This window comes from Candidatus Manganitrophaceae bacterium, from assembly GCA_012960925.1.
Lineage (GTDB): Bacteria > Nitrospirota > Nitrospiria > SBBL01 > JAADHI01 > DUAG01.
In genome coordinates, this window is record DUAG01000002.1 from 65,348 (window position 1) to 85,698 (window position 20,351).

The 20,351-nt window shown below is 48.6% G+C and carries 19 protein-coding genes; 17 read left to right on the top strand and 2 right to left on the bottom strand.

The genetic code is table 11. The features are described from left to right. Positions 1–143: 143 nt before the first annotated feature. The 17 genes from EYQ01_00325 to EYQ01_00405 all read left to right on the top strand — a co-directional run bounded on the left by EYQ01_00325 (position 144) and on the right by EYQ01_00405 (position 18,918). Positions 144–2,372 carry a bifunctional (p)ppGpp synthetase/guanosine-3',5'-bis(diphosphate) 3'-pyrophosphohydrolase gene (locus EYQ01_00325; GenBank protein HIE64261.1) on the top strand — a complete coding sequence of 743 codons (2,229 nt, stop codon included), beginning with the start codon at positions 144–146 and terminating at the stop codon, positions 2,370–2,372. Positions 2,373–2,510: 138 nt separating this feature from the next. Then, entirely contained in the window at positions 2,511–4,331 is a 1,821-nt protein-coding gene (locus EYQ01_00330; protein HIE64262.1) for an NAD+ synthase, read from the top strand. Then, a complete protein-coding gene (gene glnA / locus EYQ01_00335) occupies positions 4,328–5,737 on the top strand; it encodes a type I glutamate--ammonia ligase (protein HIE64263.1) in 1,410 nt (469 codons plus the stop codon). The genes EYQ01_00330 and glnA overlap by 4 nt, the downstream gene beginning before the upstream one ends. A 182-nt stretch (positions 5,738–5,919) precedes the next feature. Beyond that, positions 5,920–7,122 carry a bifunctional 3,4-dihydroxy-2-butanone-4-phosphate synthase/GTP cyclohydrolase II gene (locus tag EYQ01_00340; GenBank protein HIE64264.1) on the top strand — a complete coding sequence of 401 codons (1,203 nt, stop codon included), beginning with the start codon at positions 5,920–5,922 and terminating at the stop codon, positions 7,120–7,122. A gap of 34 nt (positions 7,123–7,156) precedes the next feature. Further along, entirely contained in the window at positions 7,157–7,624 is a 468-nt protein-coding gene (locus EYQ01_00345; GenBank protein HIE64265.1) for a 6,7-dimethyl-8-ribityllumazine synthase, read from the top strand. A gap of 51 nt (positions 7,625–7,675) precedes the next feature. Next, positions 7,676–8,125 carry a transcription antitermination factor NusB gene (gene nusB, locus EYQ01_00350; protein ID HIE64266.1) on the top strand — a complete coding sequence of 150 codons (450 nt, stop codon included), beginning with the start codon at positions 7,676–7,678 and terminating at the stop codon, positions 8,123–8,125. Continuing rightward, positions 8,115–8,696, top strand: a complete 582-nt coding sequence (locus tag EYQ01_00355; GenBank protein HIE64267.1) for a hypothetical protein — start codon at positions 8,115–8,117, stop codon at positions 8,694–8,696. The genes nusB and EYQ01_00355 overlap by 11 nt, the downstream gene beginning before the upstream one ends. A gap of 116 nt (positions 8,697–8,812) precedes the next feature. Beyond that, positions 8,813–10,108, top strand: a complete 1,296-nt coding sequence (locus EYQ01_00360) for an adenylosuccinate lyase (protein HIE64268.1) — start codon at positions 8,813–8,815, stop codon at positions 10,106–10,108. Between the two features lie 191 nt (positions 10,109–10,299). Beyond that, complete coding sequence (purS, locus tag EYQ01_00365; GenBank protein HIE64269.1) at positions 10,300–10,548, top strand: phosphoribosylformylglycinamidine synthase subunit PurS; 249 nt, start codon at positions 10,300–10,302, stop codon at positions 10,546–10,548. Positions 10,549–10,735: 187 nt separating this feature from the next. Beyond that, a complete protein-coding gene (locus tag EYQ01_00370; protein HIE64270.1) occupies positions 10,736–11,050 on the top strand; it encodes a hypothetical protein in 315 nt (104 codons plus the stop codon). 2 nt (positions 11,051–11,052) lie between these two features. Next, a complete protein-coding gene (locus EYQ01_00375) occupies positions 11,053–11,811 on the top strand; it encodes a hypothetical protein (protein HIE64271.1) in 759 nt (252 codons plus the stop codon). A gap of 15 nt (positions 11,812–11,826) precedes the next feature. Beyond that, on the top strand, positions 11,827–12,081 hold the full coding sequence (locus tag EYQ01_00380; protein ID HIE64272.1) for a hypothetical protein: 255 nt from the start codon (positions 11,827–11,829) through the stop codon (positions 12,079–12,081). A 108-nt stretch (positions 12,082–12,189) separates the two neighbouring features. After that, positions 12,190–13,155: a response regulator gene (locus EYQ01_00385; protein HIE64273.1), complete on the top strand. Its 966-nt coding sequence runs from the start codon at positions 12,190–12,192 to the stop codon at positions 13,153–13,155. Positions 13,156–13,444: 289 nt separating this feature from the next. Further along, positions 13,445–14,278, top strand: a complete 834-nt coding sequence (locus EYQ01_00390) for a GAF domain-containing protein (GenBank protein ID HIE64274.1) — start codon at positions 13,445–13,447, stop codon at positions 14,276–14,278. A gap of 284 nt (positions 14,279–14,562) precedes the next feature. Then, the gene (purQ, locus tag EYQ01_00395) at positions 14,563–15,261 is read left to right on the top strand and encodes a phosphoribosylformylglycinamidine synthase subunit PurQ (GenBank protein HIE64275.1); all 699 of its coding nucleotides are present in this window, start codon (positions 14,563–14,565) and stop codon (positions 15,259–15,261) included. Then, positions 15,258–17,492 carry a phosphoribosylformylglycinamidine synthase subunit PurL gene (gene purL / locus EYQ01_00400; GenBank protein ID HIE64276.1) on the top strand — a complete coding sequence of 745 codons (2,235 nt, stop codon included), beginning with the start codon at positions 15,258–15,260 and terminating at the stop codon, positions 17,490–17,492. The genes purQ and purL overlap by 4 nt, the downstream gene beginning before the upstream one ends. Beyond that, the gene (locus tag EYQ01_00405) at positions 17,485–18,918 is read left to right on the top strand and encodes an amidophosphoribosyltransferase (protein ID HIE64277.1); all 1,434 of its coding nucleotides are present in this window, start codon (positions 17,485–17,487) and stop codon (positions 18,916–18,918) included. The genes purL and EYQ01_00405 overlap by 8 nt, the downstream gene beginning before the upstream one ends. An 87-nt stretch (positions 18,919–19,005) precedes the next feature. Here the strand turns inward: EYQ01_00405 and EYQ01_00410 are convergent, their stop codons facing one another. Further along, positions 19,006–19,656, bottom strand: coding sequence for a hypothetical protein (locus EYQ01_00410; GenBank protein ID HIE64278.1), 651 nt, complete (start codon positions 19,654–19,656; stop codon positions 19,006–19,008). A gap of 81 nt (positions 19,657–19,737) precedes the next feature. Next, positions 19,738–20,250, bottom strand: a complete 513-nt coding sequence (locus EYQ01_00415) for a prepilin-type N-terminal cleavage/methylation domain-containing protein (GenBank protein HIE64279.1) — start codon at positions 20,248–20,250, stop codon at positions 19,738–19,740. Positions 20,251–20,351 lie beyond the last annotated feature (101 nt).

Consider the following 20,351-nt stretch of genomic DNA (forward strand, 5'->3'; position numbering starts at 1 on the left):
CCCTTCCTTGAATTATTACCATTAAACGAGTTGCCGGGTTCCGATGTAGCGCAGGAATATTATCGATGATGTGTGTCTTTTCCGCCCATCGCGATGCGTGCTCAACAGGCTTAAAGGTCCTTATCAGACCGGAAAGTTGATCTATGCACATTAAATCTCTCAAAATTGGTCGTCCAACGACATCTTTTGATCAGATCGCAGAGCGGATCCGTGAGTATTCACCCCAGGCTGATCTTTCCTTGTTGATCAAGGCCTATGCCTTTTCCAAAAAGGCCCATGAAGGACAGCGGAGGTGGTCTGGTGAACCCTATCTGTATCACCCCCTGGAGGTCGCCGGTATTTTGACAAAGCTCAAACTGGACATTCACTCGGTGGCCGCCGGTCTCTTACACGATGTTGTTGAGGACACCCCACATTCTGTTGACGAATTAAAACGAGAATTTGGACAGGATATTGCTGCTCTGGTCAATGGGGTGACCAAGATCGGAAAAATTGTTTTCAGGAGTTATCAGGAAAAACAGGCGGAAAACTTCAGGAAAATGATTGTTTCGATGGCCGAGGATATCCGTGTTTTATTGATTAAACTTGCCGATCGGCTTCACAATATGCGAACACTCGATTCCCTACCCGAAGTGAAACAAAAACGGATTGCACAAGAGACGCTGGATATCTATGCCCCGCTTGCGAGCCGGCTGGGAATTTCCTGGATCAAGTCCGAACTGGAAGACCACTGTCTCAGATTTTTGAAACCGGATGTCTACCAGACTCTGGTGAAGAAGGTAAAAACAGGGCGAGGAGAACGGGAAAAATATGTCCTTGCTGTAATTAAGCTGGTTGAAAAGGCGTTAAAGGAAAACAAATTTGATTGCCAGATAACAGGACGTACAAAACACTTCTTCGGAATATATCAAAAAATGGAACGTTACGGAATTCCATTTGAGGAGGTGCATGACCTGATGGGGATTCGGGTCATTGCCAGTTCCTCGATGAATTGTTATGCCTTGCTCGGCCTGATCCATTCCCTCTGGAGACCTGTCCCGGGGCGTTTTAAGGATTACATCGCGATACCAAAATCAAATTTATATCAATCTCTCCATACGACCGTGATCGGCCCTGAAGGGAGGCATGTCGAATTTCAGGTCAGGACGACAGAGATGCACCGGATCGCCGAAGAAGGGATTGCATCCCACTGGGTTTACAAAAAGGGCGGCCAGGTGAATGAAAAAGATGAGAAGATCTTTTCCTGGTTGCGTCAGTTGGTGGAATGGCAGCAGGACCTCGTCGATACGCGGCAGTTTATGGACTCCGTTAAAACGGAGCTCTTTACCGATGTGGTTTATGTTTTCAGTCCTAAAGGAGAGGTCAAGGAATTAATGAAGGGTTCCACTCCGATTGATTTTGCATACGGGATCCACACGGAAATCGGGAACCATTGTGTCGGTGCAAAGGTAAACGGTCGCATTGCACCCTTACGTTATCAATTAAAGAGTGGAGACACGGTTGAGATTATGACCTCTCCTTCACAGAAGCCAAGCAAGGATTGGCTGAAAATAGTGAAGACCTCTAAGGCGAAGACAAAGATTAAACATCTGATCCAGGAAGAAGAGCGCGCTCAAAGTCTGGAAATCGGGAAGAGAATTCTGGAGCGGGAATTGAGAAAGGCAAATTTAAGCCCATCAGAGGCTCTTAAATCAAAACAAATCCTGTCCGAGGTGAAAGAGAATGGGGTCCATTCAATTGAAGAACTTTTCGTGGCAATCGGGTATGGAAAAATTTCGACCCAACAAGTGATCCGCCCCCTGATTTTCGAACCGAAGATGAAAGAAAGCTTCAAGGACAAGATTATTAAACGTGTTGGTTTGGGCAGGAGCAAAGTTAAAGTAAAGGGATTGGATGATATCCTGATTCACCTTTCAAAATGTTGTTCTCCGGTTCCGGGCGATCAGATTATTGGCTTTATTACACGGGGTCGGGGCTTGTCAATCCATACCGTGGACTGCCCGAATATTGACGCACTTGATTACGACAAGGAACGTCTTGTCGAGGTGGATTGGGAGAAAGGCGGCGAATCGACGCATTCAATGGACATTACCGTCCTCACGGTTGACAAGCCGGGTCTCCTTGCCTCCGTATCCTCGTCGATTACGCGTTCAGGAGCCAATATCAGTCATGCTGAGATCATTACGACGGATGATAAGAGAGCGATGTTTCATTTTGTTATTGATATTGTCGACATCAGGCAACTGGATAAGGTTTTTAATAAGCTGGAATCCCTGGACGGGGTGTTACAGGTCCGTCGGGTCAGGAAGGGCTTAGACACCCATAACCTCCATTCAGATTCTGAGAATCTAAATCTTCTTGACAAAAATTAATCGATATGCAAACATCCCCAACGGGGTGCGGATTAAATTTTAGTTGGGGGACAAGGGCGTCTTTTCCAGTGATGGGGGCGCCTTTTTTGTGTTCCACCCTCCAAATGTATTGAAACGGAAACCATTCACTCAAGAAAAATGAGAATCCTGCGAATTGCTTTAGCTCAGATAAACTGTACCGTCGGAGACCTCTCTGGGAATGTCGAGAAAATCAGTGACGCGATCGACCGGGCAAGGAAGGATAAGGTCGATCTGATTGCTTTTCCGGAATTGGCGATCCCGGGTTATCCCCCTGAAGACCTTCTCCTTAAACCGCAGTTTATTGATGACAATTTGAATGCACTTGGCCAGGTGGTTCAGAAGAGCGACGGGATTACAGTTGTGGTCGGGTTCATTCACCGTGAGGAAGCGCTGTATAACGCCGCGGCCGTTATACATCACGGACGTATCGGCCTGGTCTATCAGAAATGCTACCTCCCTAATTACGGTGTTTTTGATGAAAACCGTTATTTTCATGCCGGGGAAACGGCACCTGTCTTTACCCTACAGGGCGTTTCTGTCGGCGTGAATATTTGTGAAGATATCTGGTATCCGGAAGGTCCTGTCCGTGCCCAATCCCTGGCAGGGGGGGCGGAGCTGATTGTCAATATTAACGCTTCTCCTTATCATGCTGAAAAGGGAAAGTTACGTGAAGAAATGCTGGCGGCGCGTGCCAGGGAAAATGCTGTCATGGTGGCTTACGTCAACATGGTGGGTGGACAGGATGAGCTCGTGTTTGATGGAGGAAGCCTCCTGTTTAATGAACAGGGAGTTCTTCAGGGGCGAGGGGAACAATTCGAAGAGTCATTGATGATCATGGATCTTTCCCTTGATGGTGTTTTACAGGCAAGATGGCGGAAATCCAGGCGGAGAAAAGTAAAATTGACAACCGATTTTCCTGAAGTAAAAAAATGGGTTTTCAGTGAAAAGAAAGAGAAGCTCAGGCGGAAGACGCGTGTTCCTGTTATTCTAAAAAAGTATGCTCTGCTGCGCGAGATTTATCATGCCCTGACCCTGGGGCTGACTGATTATGTCAGAAAAAACGGGTTCAAATGTGGAGTGATCGGTCTTTCAGGAGGAATTGATTCCGCCTTGACCGCTGCGATCGCCGTTGATGCCCTGGGAAAAGAAAATGTTGTCGGTGTGTTTATGCCGTCTCGTTATACCTCTCCGGAGAGTGTAGAAGATGTTCGGACCCTTGCTGAGAATCTGAAGATTCGCTTGATTACCCATTCTATTGAACCACTATTTCAATCCTATCTCTCCCTCCTTTCCAAGCCATTTAAAGGATGGGATGAGGACATCACAGAAGAAAACCTCCAGTCCCGTATTCGGGGAAATATTCTGATGGCCCTTTCGAACAAGTTTGGGTGGATTGTTCTGACGACAGGGAATAAGAGTGAGTTCAGTGTTGGATATACGACACTCTATGGTGATATGGCGGGCGGTTTTGCCGTCATCAAGGATATCTGGAAGCGATCTGTCTACAAGCTTGCAAGAGCGCGAAACAGATGGGGGAAACGGGTGATCCCTTCACGTATTTTAACCCGGCCTCCCACTGCAGAGTTGCGCCTGAACCAGACGGATCAGGACAGTCTTCCTCCTTATGATATCCTCGACCCGATATTGTGGGCTTATGTGGAGGAGGACAAGCGTTTTGATGAAATTGTGGCGATGGGTTTTGAGCAGGGGACCGTTTCAAGGGTGATTGCCCTGGTCGATGCGTCGGAGTTCAAACGAAGACAATCCCCGGTCGGGATCAAGATTACTCCGCGTGCCCTGGGGAAAGATCGCCGGATGCCGATTACCAACCGGTACCGTAGTTTTTATCAGGTGGAGAAAGAAACCAATGTGAAAGATGAAATGAACAGGAAGCGGAAGGAAAAAATCTCAGGAAAAAGGAGGAAAAAGATCGCATGACACCCAAAGAGGTAATGGAGTTTGCCCGAAAAAACAATGTAAAGCTGGTCGACTTTAAGTTTGTCGATTTTATAGGCAGCTGGCAGCACTTTGTAACGCCGATCAGTGAGTTCTCAGAGGAGATATTTGAAGAGGGATCCGGTTTTGACGGCTCAAGTATCCGCGGCTGGGCCGCGATCAACAACAGCGATATGCTGGCGGTTCCTGATCCTACCACAGCCATCATGGACCCTTTTGCGAAAATACCGACGCTTTCAGTGATTTGCACCATTAAGGATCCTATCCTGAATGTGGCTTACGAGAAAGATCCCCGTACGATTGCGAAAAAGGCAGAAGCATACCTGAAGTCAACAGGCATTGGTGATATTGCCTATTTCGGGCCCGAAGCCGAGTTTTTTATCTTCGACGGAATCCGTTTTGATCAGGGACCCGATTCCGGGTATTATTTTATCGAATCGGAAGAAGCGGCCTGGAATAGTGGCAAAGAGGGCGTGAACCTTGGCCACAAGCCCCGACATAAGCAGGGTTACTTTCCGGTCCCGCCAGTTGATAGCCAGGAAGATCTCCGGGGCGAAATGGTTCTCGAGATGGAAAAGGCCGGTATCCGGATCGAAAAAGAACATCACGAAGTGGCGACAGCCGGCCAGGCCGAAATAGACATGCGCTTTGACTCATTGGTGAAAATGGCTGATAAGCTCATGCTGTATAAATATATCGCCAAAAATGTCGCAAAACGGCATAACAAAACGGTGACCTTCATGCCGAAGCCCATTTTTGGGGACAACGGATCAGGAATGCACGTCCATCAGAGTATCTGGAAAAAGGGGGAGCCACTCTTCGCGGGGGATGACTATGCCGGAGTCAGCAAGATGTGTCTTTATTATATCGGCGGTATTTTAAAACATGCCACCGCTTTGGCAGCCTTGACAAATCCGACAACCAATTCCTACAAACGTCTCACGCCCGGCTTCGAGGCCCCGGTTAATCTGGCCTATTCGAGCCGGAATCGGAGTGCTTCTATCCGTATTCCGATGTATTCGAACAACCCGAAGACAAAGCGGATTGAAGTTCGGTTCCCGGATCCGACCTGCAACCCCTATCTGGCCTTCAGTGCCATGCTTCTGGCGGGACTGGACGGGATAGAGAACAAGATCGATCCCGGAGAAGCGGTTGATAAGAACCTTTATGAGCTGGACGCAAAAGAGGCGGCGGCACTTAAGACGATGCCGGCAAGTCTGGAAGAGGCATTGGATGCCTTGGAGGCCGATCATGCCTTCCTGCTGAAGGGGGATGTCTTTACAGAGGATATCATCCAGACCTGGATTTCCTATAAGAGAGAAAATGAGGTGGACGCAATTCGTGTCCGTCCGCATCCTTACGAATTTTCTCTTTATTACGACATTTAAAAAGGCGATTTGATCAACTAAGGAAGGGGGGTTTTGCCGATTGAGGTAGGCCCCTCTTTTCGTTGTTTTGATGACTGTATGTGCTTGTTTCTTTGTTTGTGCGTTGTTTGACAAAATCCGGCAGCTCTTATATAGTTAGAGCGGGACGGTCTGTCTTTTTTTTGAGAAATGGAGAAGTTTCAGTGAAATTTCAGGTCATTGAGGAGGCGCTCGCTGACCTCAAAAAGGGGAAGATGGTCATCCTCAGTGATGATGAGGATCGAGAAAATGAAGGCGATCTGGTCATTGCGGCGGAGAAGATCACCCATGAGGGGATCAACTTCATGGCGAAGCATGGCCGGGGTCTGATCTGTCTGACTCTCACCGAAGATCATGCAGAGCACTTGCAACTGAGTCCGATGACCCGTGAAAATACCTCTTCTTTCGGAACGAATTTTACAATTTCAATCGATTCCCGGAAAGGGGTGACTACTGGAATTTCTGCGATGGATCGTGCGATGACCATTCAGGCAGCGGTCAATCCCAAGGCGGAGCCGGATGATCTGGTTCGGCCCGGGCATATCTTCCCGATCAAGGCCCAAAATGGAGGAGTGTTAAAACGGGCGGGCCAGACGGAAGGCTCGGTCGATCTGGCCCGTTTGGCAGGTCTTATCCCGGCAGGGGTGATCTGCGAGATCATGAATGAAGATGGGTCAATGTCCCGTATGCCTGACCTGCTTGCGTTTGGCCGTCGCCATGGTCTGAGGTTGGTGACCATCAAGGACCTGATTGGATATCGAATGGTGCGGGAGTCCCTTGTTAAGCGCGTTGCCGAGGCAAATCTGCCAACGGAATATGGGGACTTCAAGGCGATCGCCTACCAGAATGAGATTGATCATGAGTGTCATATTGCGCTTGTGAAAGGAAAGGTCAAGGGAAAGCGGCCCGTTCTGGTTCGTGTCCATTCCGGATGCGTCACCGGGGACATCTTCGTTTCGAAACGTTGCGACTGTGGAGAGCAATTACATGCGGCCATGAAGCGGATTGAGCAGGAAAAGGCGGGTGTTCTGCTTTACCTGAATCAGGAGGGTCGGGGAATTGGTCTGGTCAACAAGCTCAAGGCCTATGCGCTCCAGGACAGTGGACGTGATACGGTCCAAGCGAACATTGATCTTGGTTTCAAGGATGATCTGAGGGATTATGGGATCGGAGCTCAAATATTGGTCGATCTTGGTCTCCGAAAAATCCGTTTAATGACTAATAATCCGAGAAAAATCGTTGGCTTGGATGGTTATGGTCTGGAAGTTAGCGAGCGTGTGCCGATCGAAGTTGCCCCTCACGAAAAAAATGTCCATTATCTTCGAACCAAGAAGGACAAGCTGGGACACATTTTAAGCCAGGTCTGACCGGAACAGAGAAGGCCTTTCGCGGGGGACTCCAATGAAGGTGCGTCGGTGGAAGGGGGGGAAGATTGGGGCCGGTTTGCGGTTTGGACTTATTGTCAGCAGGTTCAACCGACCGATTACCAATGGCCTTCTGAAGGGAGCGCTTGAGACTTTCGAAGAACGAGGGACGAGGCCTGAGGATATTGAAATTGCCTCTGTTCCAGGAGCCTTCGAGATCCCCGGTGTGGCGAAACAAATCGGGCTTCTGGGACGGTTTCATTCACTGGTCTGTTTGGGGGCGGTGATTCAAGGTGAAACCCCCCATTTTCACTATATATGTACCGAAGTCAGTCGAGGCATAGGCCAACTCTCGCTTGAACTCGGTTTGCCTGTTATCTTTGGTATCTTAACAACAACGACGGTAGAACAAGCCTCTGCCCGATCGGGTCGTCATAGAAACAGGGGATCAGAGGCGGCGTTGGCTGCGATCGAGATGGCACATTTGTATAAAAACTTTAAGTGAACAGGTCCTCTCTCTTTATCAGAAGGAGGGGGTGAAGCTGATAGTATCTAGATGGGATTCAGACGAAAATCAAGAGAATTGGCCCTTCAGGTTCTTTTTCAGGACGATTTTTGTCCGGGTCAAGATGGGCCAACAGCACGGGTTTCGATCCTGAAGAAGGCGGTCTCGCAAGTCCGGTCCTTTGCGGAACTTCTTGTGGAAGGGGTTTTTCTGCACCGGGATGAGATCGATCTGATTATTGGTCGTTACACGGAAAATTGGTCTCCTGAAAGGATGGCCCTGATAGATCGGTGTGTTCTTCGATTTTCCACCTTCGAACTTCTCTATCTAGAAGAGATCCCCCCGAAGGTGACGATTAATGAGGCGATCGAAATTGCAAAAAAATATGGGAATGAAGATTCTGGTGCGTTTGTAAACGGGATCCTGGATCACATTCATCAAGATTTAACGCCATTAAGGGCTGGTCACCAAAAGATTGAGACTTCTGGCGATGCAGATTAATCTTTTCTCTGGAAAATTGTCTAAATTGCGCTCTGAAGTCCTTGTTGTTTCTTGTTTTGAGGATGTTCGACCCTTGGGGGGTATGGCGGGTGAAATTGATTGGCTCTACGGTGGAATCATTTCAGGCTTGATGATGCAGAATAAAATGACCGGAAGATTAGGTGAAGTTCTTCTCGTTGCGCCACAAGATAAGCTCCAGGTGTCCAAGATCATTCTGGTTGGATTGGGAACGTGTGAGACATACAGCTATCCACAAATAAAATCCGTTGCCAGGCGCCTGTATCACTCGATAAATGGTCTGAATGTGCGTGAACGGGCGGTTGAACTCTTCGTCCCGGAAAATCAGGCGCTTGACCTGAGCCTTCTGATGGAATCTTTTTTGACCGGATGGCGCGCGGAGGCGAAAGCGATGGGGAAGAAGAAGGAATTTAACCTCACCTTCGTGATTAAGGAGGGAGAAGGGGCCAAGCGCCTTCAACAAAAGATTCTCAATGACCGAAATCTTTTGAAAGGCAATTATTCTCCCGAATCGAGGGCTATCACCGGTCCTACGTCGTACTCTTTTTCTTAATCAGGAGTCTGTCGGAGAAATAGAATCGTGACGAGGTGTATGAAAAATGGGCCTATTTTCCATTACCGCAGTAGATTCTTTATTTCTCTGACAAGCCTAAGATGGGATAGCGGAATATGATTGATCGGTACAGCCGACCCCGGATGTCTGCCATCTGGGCCTCAGCGAATAAGTACGAGATGTGGTTGAAGGTTGAGCTTCTTGCCTGTGAAGCCATGGTCCGTGAAGGAGAAGTTCCGGAGTCGGCCTTCAATGTAATTCGATCAAAAGCCAGGATTGATCCAGACCGGATCGACGCCCTGGAAAAGGTGGTTAAGCATGATGTGATCGCCTTCCTTTCCTCCATCACCGAGAAGGTGGGAGAAGAAGGACGCTTCCTCCACATGGGAATGACCTCCTCCGATGTACTCGATACCGCCCTTGCGCTCCAGATGCGTGAGGCGGCCGATCTTTTGATTGAAGATCTTGTTTCCCTCCTTGAACTTCTTAAAGAAAAAGCGGTGCAATATAAAGAGACCATTATGATCGGACGCTCCCACGGCATACATGGAGAACCGGTCACCTTTGGTCTGAAAATAGCGATATGGTATGCGGAGATGGAACGCAACCTTGTTCGCATGCGTGAAGCGAGGGAAATCATTTCATTCGGGAAAATTTCTGGCGCCATGGGGACCTATGCCCATCTCTCCCCCTCTGTTGAAGACTACGTGTGCGGTAAACTCGGACTGAAGCCTGAACCGGTTTCAAATCAGATTGTCCAAAGGGACCGTCATGCTCAGTATCTACAGGCCCTTGCTCTGATTGCGGCCAGCCTTGAGAAGTTTTCCGTAGAGATTCGACATCTTCAACGGACGGAGGTTCTTGAGGCGGAAGAGCCTTTTGAGACGGGGCAAAAGGGTTCATCGGCGATGCCGCATAAGCGCAACCCGGTCGGTTCAGAGAATATTTGCGGTTTGGCCCGGGTGATCCGGTCAAATGCCTCCGCTGCCCTTGAAGATATCCCCTTATGGCATGAGAGGGACATCAGCCATTCTTCGGTTGAACGGATTATTCTTCCGGACAGTACGGTGTTGCTTGATTATATGCTGGTCAGATTTACAAAGATCATGCGAGGTCTGGTTGTTTATCCGGATAGAATGCGCCAAAATCTTGAACGTACGGGTGGAACTCTCTTTTCGCAAAAGGTTCTGATTTGTCTCATTAAGAAAGGCATGGAGCGAGAGGAGGCTTATGAGATGGTCCAGAGAACCGCGATGTCGGTCTATGAAAAAGGGGGATCATTTAAAGAGTCTCTCAAAAAGGACCATAAGCTATCCTCTTATCTGAGCGCGAAGGAAGTGGATGCCTGTTTTGATCCGAAACAATATCTTCTGCATATCGATAGGGTCTATAAACGGGTTTTTCATGAATAGTTATTGTAACGACTCAGGTCACCTATCTAAGGTTCCATGGCGGCGTTGCTGTGGTGCTCGAATCCTCACGTATAAAACATACGCTGCGGTTCTGCGCTCCTCGTGCCTTGCCCTGAAACCTTATCTAGGCAACCTGAGTCGTTACAGGTAATTACATCTGTCCGGGATCGGTGTATGACGAGGGAGAAGGAATGAAGGCAAAAGTTTATGTGATACCGAAGGATGGGATCTTGGATCCTCAGGGGAAGGCTGTTGAACGCGCACTGACCGTGCTTGGATTTAAGCAGGTGAAGGAGGTTCGTGTCGGGAGATTTCTGGAATTGGTTCTGGATCCTGCAGAAGGGGATACTTCTGAAAAGACGGTTAAAGAGATGTGTGAAAAACTCTTGGCAAATACTATTGTCGAGAGTTATCGCTATGAATTGGATACGGAGGGTTGATCTCGGAGATATCCCAGCCGTCCAGCGGTTTGCAATCGGGTCATCTCCAGTTGGGTTAACGTGATGCATTATGAGTCTTGAAGGTCGCTTAGAGGATTTAGGTTTAGGGGACATCATTCAGATCATTGGTCTGAGTAAGCGATCCGGTGTCTTGACAATTATCTGAAAAGAGGGAACAGGCCGCCTTGTGTTTAACAAGGGTTTGCTCTTTTATGGAACTTCGGACAGTGTCAGTCAACTCGGTTATGTGTTGATCCGTAAGAATGTCATTACCATCGGGGAACTTGAGAGGGCGCTGAAGGTACAGCGGACAGAAAAAGTTCGGCACCCGGTTGGAACGATCCTGATCAATATCGGGGCAATCACAAAGAAGGCACTCCAAGCTGAGTTGAAAAGCCATTTGGCGGAGTCCTTCGCGATTTTCTCAGCTGGGAAACGGGATCTTTTCACTTTGAACTTGGAAAAGTGGTGGAGAATGATCCCATCCTGGATGAGGGTCTGAGTATGGATTTTCTCATGATGGAGGCAAGTCGCCTCCATCATGAGTATGATCGTGAGCAAGAGGAGGTGAAGGCCGCCGAATCTTTACCGTCGGGAAAGAAGCAGACAGTCGTGGGACCCTCGGCGCCGACACTTCAAGAGAAAAGTGTGTCAAGCGAAGATCTTGTACTCGTGGGCGATGGAGAAAGCGGATTAGCCCCTTCCTCCTCTGGCCTGGAGAGAGTATCTTCCCGGGATGAGTTGGCCCTCTTGACTGCAATGATCGAGGAAATTTCCGGACCGACAAGCCGTAGTGAAATCACATTACTCGTATTACGATATGCAAGCGAGGTCATGAACCGCGCAGTGGTCTTTCTGGTGAGGAAGGAGGATATGGTCGGGTTAGGACAATTCGGGCTTTCTTTTGAGGATGAGTCGGCAGATGAAAGAATAAGAAGTGTCCGTATCCCGCTGAATGAACGCTCTCTCTTCAGAGAAATTACGGAGAAAAAGAACAGCTACAAAGGGATCCTCCCAAAGGAAAAGTGGCATCAATATTTTATTGAACAAATCGGAGGGGGATGGCCCGAAGAAGTTTTTCTGGCGCCTCTGATGAATGAATCGAGGGTGATTGTCCTCCTTTATGGCGATAATCTCCCCGAGCAATCTACGATAAAAGATACGGATGGGTTGGAAGTTTTTGTGAAAGTCGCCGGATTTGCTTTTGGAAAGGCGATGCTGGAGAGAAAACTCCAGGAGGTCAGTGACAGGAAAAGTTCGTAAGGAAAATCGTTATCGGTGACCAGGAAAAACCCTGCCCTTCTTGAGTTTGCTCAGGTTTCCCGATTGAGCCACCTCCTTGAAGAATTGCTCGATGATGTCAGGCTTGGAAAACGCTCCTTTTCTGAAGAGATGCGCGATATTTTAGGAGATGAGATCCACCTCTTGCACACAATGATTGAATATGCACGCGCCGGGAAAGACGAACAGGAGAGTACTCTTTCGCGACTAAGGGTGGAGCAATTAAAGTCAGCTCTGCCGTTTCGGAACTGACGAAACAGACAAAAGTACTGGAAGGAAATAGTTCGAGATTTAAGATCTAATCACGGGGTGGCGTGTCGTAATGAATGAGTTTATGACAACAATAAATGGAGAGATATAATGAGTGCAGCCTGTCCGAAATGCCAATCAGAGTTACCGTTGGATCCCAGTTCGTTTAATAAGGATGGGACGACTTCATGTCCTGCCTGTCAAGCCACATTAAAAGTAGAAATAAGCATTGAGGTCATTGATGCACTTAAGAATGCGTCTGACCCGGGTGATGGGGCGGCCATGCCGATTGATGCGTTATCCGACGGTCAAAGAAAGGTTCTTCTTTGCATTGATGGAGAGGGGACCCGGGAGTTGATTAAGGAGATCCTGGTCGAACCCCAGTTTTCCGTACTCGATGTCCCTACCGGGAAAGAGGCCTTCTCATCAATTCGACAGCATCGACCGGCGATTACCTTGATCGATATGGGCCTTTCTGAGATCGTGGGGACAGAACTGTGTTCAGAAATCAAGAATGACCCTGAATTGCGGGAAACGGCAGTCATTCTCGTGGCTTCCATGTATGACAGGTCAACGAATCGTCCTGCCTCGGATTCTCTGTTGGGGGCGGATGCTTATATCGATCGCAGTCTGATCCAGAAAAGACTCCTTGATAAGGTTGAGAATCTGTTCGTGAGGGAAGAGGCGGTTGATGATGAAGAAAAGACCCCTGCAAACGCAATGGAAGAGGACGTCTCTTTTGTTGCAGTTGCAGAGGCGACTCCTGCCGAAGAATCAGATCAGGCTTCCGGGGTTGAAGCCCCGGAAGCGGCTGCGGCAGCTGAGGTAGAAGAATCAGCAGAGCAAAAGGATGCAAAGCGCCTTGCCCGAATCATCGTGTCCGATATTGCGCTTTACAATCCAAAGAAGGTTGATGAAGGTATTCAAGATGATACATTCTTTGAACTTCTCAAAGAGGAGATTGAGGAAGGGAAGGAACACTATCTTTCAAGGGTTTCAGAAACGCTTTCTCAGCCGAGCGCCTATCTGGATGAGGCATTCAAGGACTATATTAATAAAAGAAAATCGTCGTCCTGAACACGGATGTGTAGAGCTCTAATCCCACGATTGCGGAATCAGAAACCGCCGATTCTCTGACGCATAGCGAGTGCAGGCCTCGACCTCCCAGGGGTTTGGCGAGCGAATAAGAATAAATAACTTTTCCCTCCTAGTTGAAGAAACCTTATCTTTTGGGGCAAGGTTTCTTTCAAATGACTGCGTTATTGGCCAATGGGTTCCTCGCCGTACAGGGGGGGGGCGCTTGATCCGGATAAATTTTGCATGTTATACTTCGGACCCGTAATATCAAAGAGGCAAAGGACTGACTATGGAAAAAAGGGGAGGTGATTTTTCCAAAAAAGCCGAAAAGTTCCTTAGGGTATTCAAAAAGGGGGAAGAGTTTGCCCAGGACTTGCTCAAGGAAAATGAAAGGCTCCGTCTCAAGGTCATTGAGCTTGAGGAAGAGCGGGATGATATGGCGGCATTTGCAGAGGGTAAAGACCTTGAGCAACTCCAGAGGCGGCTTTCAGAGGTGGAGGACGAAAAGACACGCCTGGTGAATCGGTTTAAGGAGGTCGGAGAAGAGGATAAGAAGTTTGCGTTACGTTATATTGAGGTCGAGGAAGAAAATAACAGCTTGGCCAACCTTTATGTGGCGAGCCACCAGCTTCACGCTTCACTCGATTTCCATGAGGTGATACAGACGATCAATGATATTCTGATTAATTTGATTGGTGCAGAGAAGTTTGCGATTTTTTTGCTCGATGAGAATGCCCCGGTCCTTTCCAAGGTCTCTTCAGAGGGTCTGGAGGAGGAGATGTTGAAGGTTTCCCTGGGGGAGGGGATTATCGGAGAGACCGTGAAGAGTGGCGAGCACTATTTTAAAATGGATTTAAGCGATCTCAGCGTCAAGGACTCCCTACATCCAATTGCGGCTGTTTCTCTTAAAATTGAGGACCGTGCCATCGGTGTGGTCGTCATCTTTTCTTTATTAGACCAGAAAAAGGCCAAGTTCTCGCAAATGGACGAAGAACTTCTCATCATGCTTGCGGGGCATGCAACAACGGCCATTTTCAGCGCAAAACTTTATGCGGCATCTGAAAAAAAATTATCGACCATGCAGGGTTTTATAGATCTGCTCAAACACGATAAAGAGGGATAAAGGTCCACAGATCTTGAAAATAGCGGGTTACTTTCTGAGATTTTTATCTTGGGTCTACATATAAGATCTCCCGGAAAATGGAAAAATCTTCCAGCTAGCTGGAGGGATTTTTCGATACGAGTTGAACTTGATTATTTTTTTACTCCGCTGTGCGTATTTAACCCAGACTTAATCAGAGGTTCCTGAAGTGATTTCCCTCTCGGATTGGAGAATCTTCGCCGCTCTTCGGCAGGGTTCTATAAGCTCAACCGGTCTTAAGGCCTGTATCGAAGGATAACAACGCAATGCGTATTGGTATCATTGTTTTTCCAGGATCGAACTGCGACCATGACTGCCGCTTTGTCACGCGGGATCTTCTGGGGGAACCCACGCTTTCCATATGGCACAAAGAAACAAAGCTCCCTCCTCTCGATCTTGTGATCATTCCCGGGGGATTTTCATATGGAGATTATCTTCGTCCGGGTGCGATCGCCCGTTTTTCCCCGGTCATGGATGCCGTCATTGATTTTGCCAAGCAGGGGGGATACGTGCTTGGCATTTGTAATGGCTTTCAGATCTTGGTCGAAGTCGGATTATTGCCTGGGACTTTGCTTCGAAATCACTCGATGAAATTTATTTGTAAAACGATATCGATTCGCGTTGAAAATAATCAGACCCCCTTTACCTCCCAGTATCAGTCGGGCCAGGTTCTTTCTATTCCCATTGCTCATGCAGAAGGGAACTACTTTATTGATCCTTCTTCCCTCAAAGATCTTAATAAGAAAAAGCAGATCCTTTTTCGATATGTGACGAAAACGGGAGAGACCTCAGAGGGGGCCAATCCGAATGGATCAGTCGAACATGTTGCGGGTCTTTGTAATGAGGCGGGGAATATCCTCGGGATGATGCCTCATCCTGAGCGGGCATCCGACCCGCTTTTGGGAGGGGACGATGGCATCGGGGTCTTTCGCTCACTACAGGCCGCTCAGGCAAAGGACCTATGAAAACTCCTGATCAGAAAACCGCACCCTCCCATCCGTTGACCGACGAAGAACTACAGAAGGTCAAGACCCTCCTGGGCCGCGAGCCGAATCAAACGGAGTTGGCGATTTTTTCAGTAATGTGGAGCGAGCATTGCAGCTACAAGAGCTCCAAAGTTCACCTGAAGCGTTTTCCAACCGAAGGCGAAGCAGTCCTTCATGGACCGGGAGAAAACGCCGGCGTGGTGGATATTGGTGAGGGCTGGGTTGCCGTCTTCAAGATCGAAAGTCATAACCACCCCTCTTTTATCGAACCCTACCAGGGGGCGGCGACCGGTGTCGGTGGAATTCTCCGTGATATCTTTACGATGGGTGCCAGACCCATTGCCCTCCTCAACTCCCTTCGCTTTGGGCCGCTTGAAAATCCGAAGAATCGCTATCTCCTGGAACATGTGGTGGCAGGTATTGCCGGTTATGGCAATTGTATCGGCGTACCAACTGTGGGTGGGGAGATCTGCTTTAATGAGATCTACTCGAAAAACCCCCTTGTGAATGTCTTCTGTTTAGGGATTGCGAAACGGGAGGATATTGTCACAGCGGCAGCCGGCGGCGTCGGGAATCCGCTGATCTATGTCGGCTCCAGGACCGGTCGGGACGGCATACATGGCGCGACCATGGCGAGCGCGGAGTTGACCCAGTCCGCGGAGAAACGGCATACCGTTCAGGTCGGAGATCCTTTTACAGAAAAACTTCTTTTAGAAGCCTGTCTCGAACTGATGAAAAAAGAGTGGGTTGTTGGCATTCAGGATATGGGTGCAGCCGGATTGACCAGCTCAGCTGCCGAGATGGCTGATCGGGGTGAGGTCGGGCTGGACATTGATGTCTCGCATGTTCCCCGCCGAGAAGAGGGCATGACGCCGGAAGAGGTGATGATCTCGGAGTCTCAGGAAAGGATGCTCCTGGTGGTCCGGAAGGGAAAAGAGACGGAAGTGGCGGAGATATTTGAGAAATGGGATCTCGACATGTCGGTCATCGGACAGGTAACGGAGGACCGTTTTCTGACCATAAGAGAGGGCGATCGCGTTGTGGCCCGTATCCCGGTAGCGGCCCTGACCGCTGAGGCGCCGGTCTACAACCGGCCGATAATGCAGCCGCGTTTCCAGGAGTTCATTCAGTCACTCAATATGGATGCCATCCAGGAACCGAAGTCCTATTCGGATGCTCTCCTTGCACTTCTCGATTCCCCCGCCCTGGCGAGCAAAGAGTGGGTTTACCAACAGTATGATCACATGGTGCGGACAAATACCGTTATCGGGCCCGGCGCGGGTGCAGCTGTGATTCGCTTGAAAGGCAGCAATCGGGCATTGGCCATGACCGTGGATGGCAATAGCGGTTATTGTCTTTTGAATCCCTATTATGGCGGAGCAATCGCGGTCGCGGAAGCGGCGCGAAACCTGGTTTGTGTCGGGGCAAAGCCGATCGCGCTGAGCGACTGCCTCAACTTTGGAAATCCGGAACGCCCGGAGACTATGTGGCATTTTGCTGCCGTGATTGAGGGGATGAGCGATGCCTGTAAAAATTTCAATGTCCCCGTGATCAGCGGGAATGTCAGTTTTTACAATGAGTCCAAGGACCTCGGGATTTATCCGACGCCTGTTGTCGGGATGGTCGGACTGATCGAGGATGTCCGGACGGTGCTGACTGCCGGATTCAAGGTACCAGATGAGAAGATCGTTCTGATTGGCGAAACCCTGGATGAACTTGGTGGAAGTGAATATCTGAAGGTCCTTCACTCTCAGGAGCGAGGCTACCCCCCCATGCTACATTTTGATAAAGAAAAGGGACTCCACGATCTGATTCTAAAAGCGGCCGGAGAAAACCTCTTGAGTTCTGCCCACGATTGTTCCGAGGGCGGGCTCGCGGTGGCCCTGGCAGAATCATGCCTCTTGTCCCCCATATCCGTGGGTGCTATCATTAGACTTGAACCGGTTTCAATCCGGATGGATGCTTATTTGTTCAGCGAGTCACAGTCCCGTGTTATTGTTACGGTAAAGAAAGAGGATCTTCCCCGATTGCAGGAACTGATCGCTGAAATGTCGCTCTCCGCCTCCGTTTTAGGCCTTACAGGAGGGTCTGCCCTGGATATTCAGGGTGAAGGTTTCTCTGGATCGGTCATTCATCTCCCCCTGGAGAAGATGAGGGAGGTTCATTCAAAGGGTCTCAAAAAGTTTTTTCAGGATGTTGAAAATGGATGAATCACATCTCGATAAGCTCCACGAAGAGTGCGCCATCGTTGGCATTTACGGCCATCCGGAGGCCGGAAATCTGGCCTATCTCGGCCTTTATGCCTTGCAGCATCGTGGGCAGGAGGCGAGTGGGATCGTGTCTACCGATGGAAAGGTCTTTTATCAAGAAAAGGGGACCGGACTAGTTGCCGATATCTTCTCACAGGACCGTCTGAAACGACTCAAGGGCAGCGCGGCAATTGGGCACAATCGTTATTCGACAACCGGGGAATCCCTCCTGGAAAATGTTCAACCCATCCTGGTCAATTACGCCTTGGGGACCCTTTCGATGGTTCACAACGGTAATCTGATCAACGCTAATTTTTTACGGGATGAGTTGGAGGCCTATGGCGCAATTTTCCAATCGACGATGGACAGCGAGGTCATTATTCACCTCATTGCCCATTCGAGACAGAGACGGCTTGTCGATCGCATTACTGAGACCCTGAGGCGTGTCAGGGGAGCATATTCTCTCATCTTTCTTTCCGAAGAAGGCATGGTGGGTGTTCGTGATCCCTACGGTGTCCGTCCCCTTGCCCTTGGGAAGATGAAAGACGGATATGTCCTTGCCTCTGAAACCTGTGCCTTTGATCTGATTGAAGCCGAGTACATTCGTGATGTTGAACCGGGAGAGATTATCCGGATTAATAATCAGGAAATCACCTCGGTGAAGCCTTTTGACTCGGCGCCCAACGCGCAATGTGTTTTTGAATATGTCTATTTCTCAAGACCGGACAGTCGTATTTTCAACCGGGGTGTTTATGCAATTCGAAAACGTCTGGGAAAGGAGTTGGCTGCCGAGAGTCATGTGAATGCCGATCTCGTGGTTCCGGTGCCGGATTCGGGTGTTCCGGCGGCCCTGGGGTATGCCGAGGCCTCCCAGATTCATTATGACATCGGCCTGATTCGTAACCACTATGTGGGAAGGACCTTTATTGAGCCGCAACAATCGATTCGCCACTTCGGCGTTAAGATTAAATTGAATGCGGTGCAGGAGGTTCTGGAGGGGAAGCGTGTTGTCGTTGTGGATGATTCACTTGTTCGGGGGACCACCAGCCGGAAGATTGTCAAAATGATACGGGCGGCGGGAGCAAAGGAGATCCATATGCGGATCAGTTCACCTCCAATTGTTTCTCCCTGTTTTTATGGAATTGATACACCCACACGTCAGGAACTGGTTGCGTCCAGCCATGATCTGGAGGAGATCCGCAAGTATATCACGGCCGACAGTCTGTCCTATCTTTCAATGGAGGGGATGTTTCGGGCTGTTTACAATTCTGAATCGGGTGAAAACAAGCATTTTTGTACGGCCTGTTTTACAGAAAATTATCCGATTCCCTTTACCGGACAAGAGCTTATTCAGTTGGGGCTTTTCGAAAAGGAAGAAGGCGCGTAGCCTGTCCGTTCACCCGCCAGGGGCCAGCCGGTCTTACGGCGTATAATCATTTTCTGCGCTCCTCGCGCTCCGCTTCGCTATTTTTTATTATACAGGAGAGCCTGTTCTGTGATTGTTTTCAGTTGGGCTGGGGGAGAGAGCAGACGTAAATCCGCTCGTGTGGTTTTCGAGTTTTTCAACCAGGTGGTGGAGCGTCTTCAGGGTTTGATCTGACCCGCGTCCATCATTTTTTTCGAGTGTAAGGGAAATAGAGATGAGTTCATCTCGTATATACGCATGGAACTCTTCACCGGACCGCGTTATTTTTGTGAGTTTATTTCCCAATTCATTCAGGACAAGTTCTACTTCCCTTAAGTGATCTCTTTTCCGCAACTTGGTGGTGACGAAGTTGCCCTGTATAAATTCTCTTATATTCTTCCTGAGCTGGTAAGCAGGCCCGATGATACGGTGCGAGGAATAGATGGACTGGATACCCATTGCAATTGAGACAATGATGACGGCAGGCCAGAGCCTTTGATGAAGCTGGAGAACCAACGTAGAGATCCATTCCAGTTGTTCAAGATTCTCGGAGGCGTCCATTTCAAGGTAAAGGGGGAAGAAGACAATGAAACCCAGAAGAAGAGAATACGAAACCATTGAAATGATAACGGTTAATGCGGACTTTAATTGGCGGTTTGGTTCAATTAAGATTTTTTTACGCCGATTGTCTTTTTTTCTTTTCTTTTCTGTATTCTGCATGATGAGTAACCTTTTGTGTTTTAAATAAGGTGAGTAGAACGCTCTCCTGCCATATTATGTTGAGAAGATCACCATTTTTCCTCAGAGCTTAGGACTGGTTGCATTGGCTGTTTTCCCCTGTTCGAATCGGGCCACGCCGGTCTCGTCAATATAAAACCACCGACGGTCTGTACTTAGATCAACCGGTTCGGCTCTTGCAAACCATTCACCCTGTTGTTTCTGAAGTGTGATGAGGTAGTTTTCCAGTATTCGTTGTTGATCTCCCACTTCTGTGATGTTGTTGTTGTATTTTTTAGGCAGGCTTCCTGTTTTCTCTAGATCCTCAAATTCTCTGGTGTACCCATCGTCAAAAAAACGATACTCTGTTTGTGCCTTATTGATATACCTCAGATAGACAATAACACTGGTTTCGCGGGTCTTCTGGATAAAGTTACTGTATAAAACAGTTCCAATGGAAGAAATTATCCCGATAATGGTCACAACGATCATAAGTTCTACTAAGGTAAAGCCGGCGGAATCCGACAAAATCCCTCTTGCACGTTTCCATAAAGGGAGGTCCTTTTTTTGGGAAGAGTTTCTCTTTACACGTATCAATTGTACTCTGTCTTAAAGTCATGAACAGGCAATTGGAGAACCCCCTGATGATACGGAAGTTCTTCAATGAATGGGGGTCATTTTTATAAAGTGGGATGAAG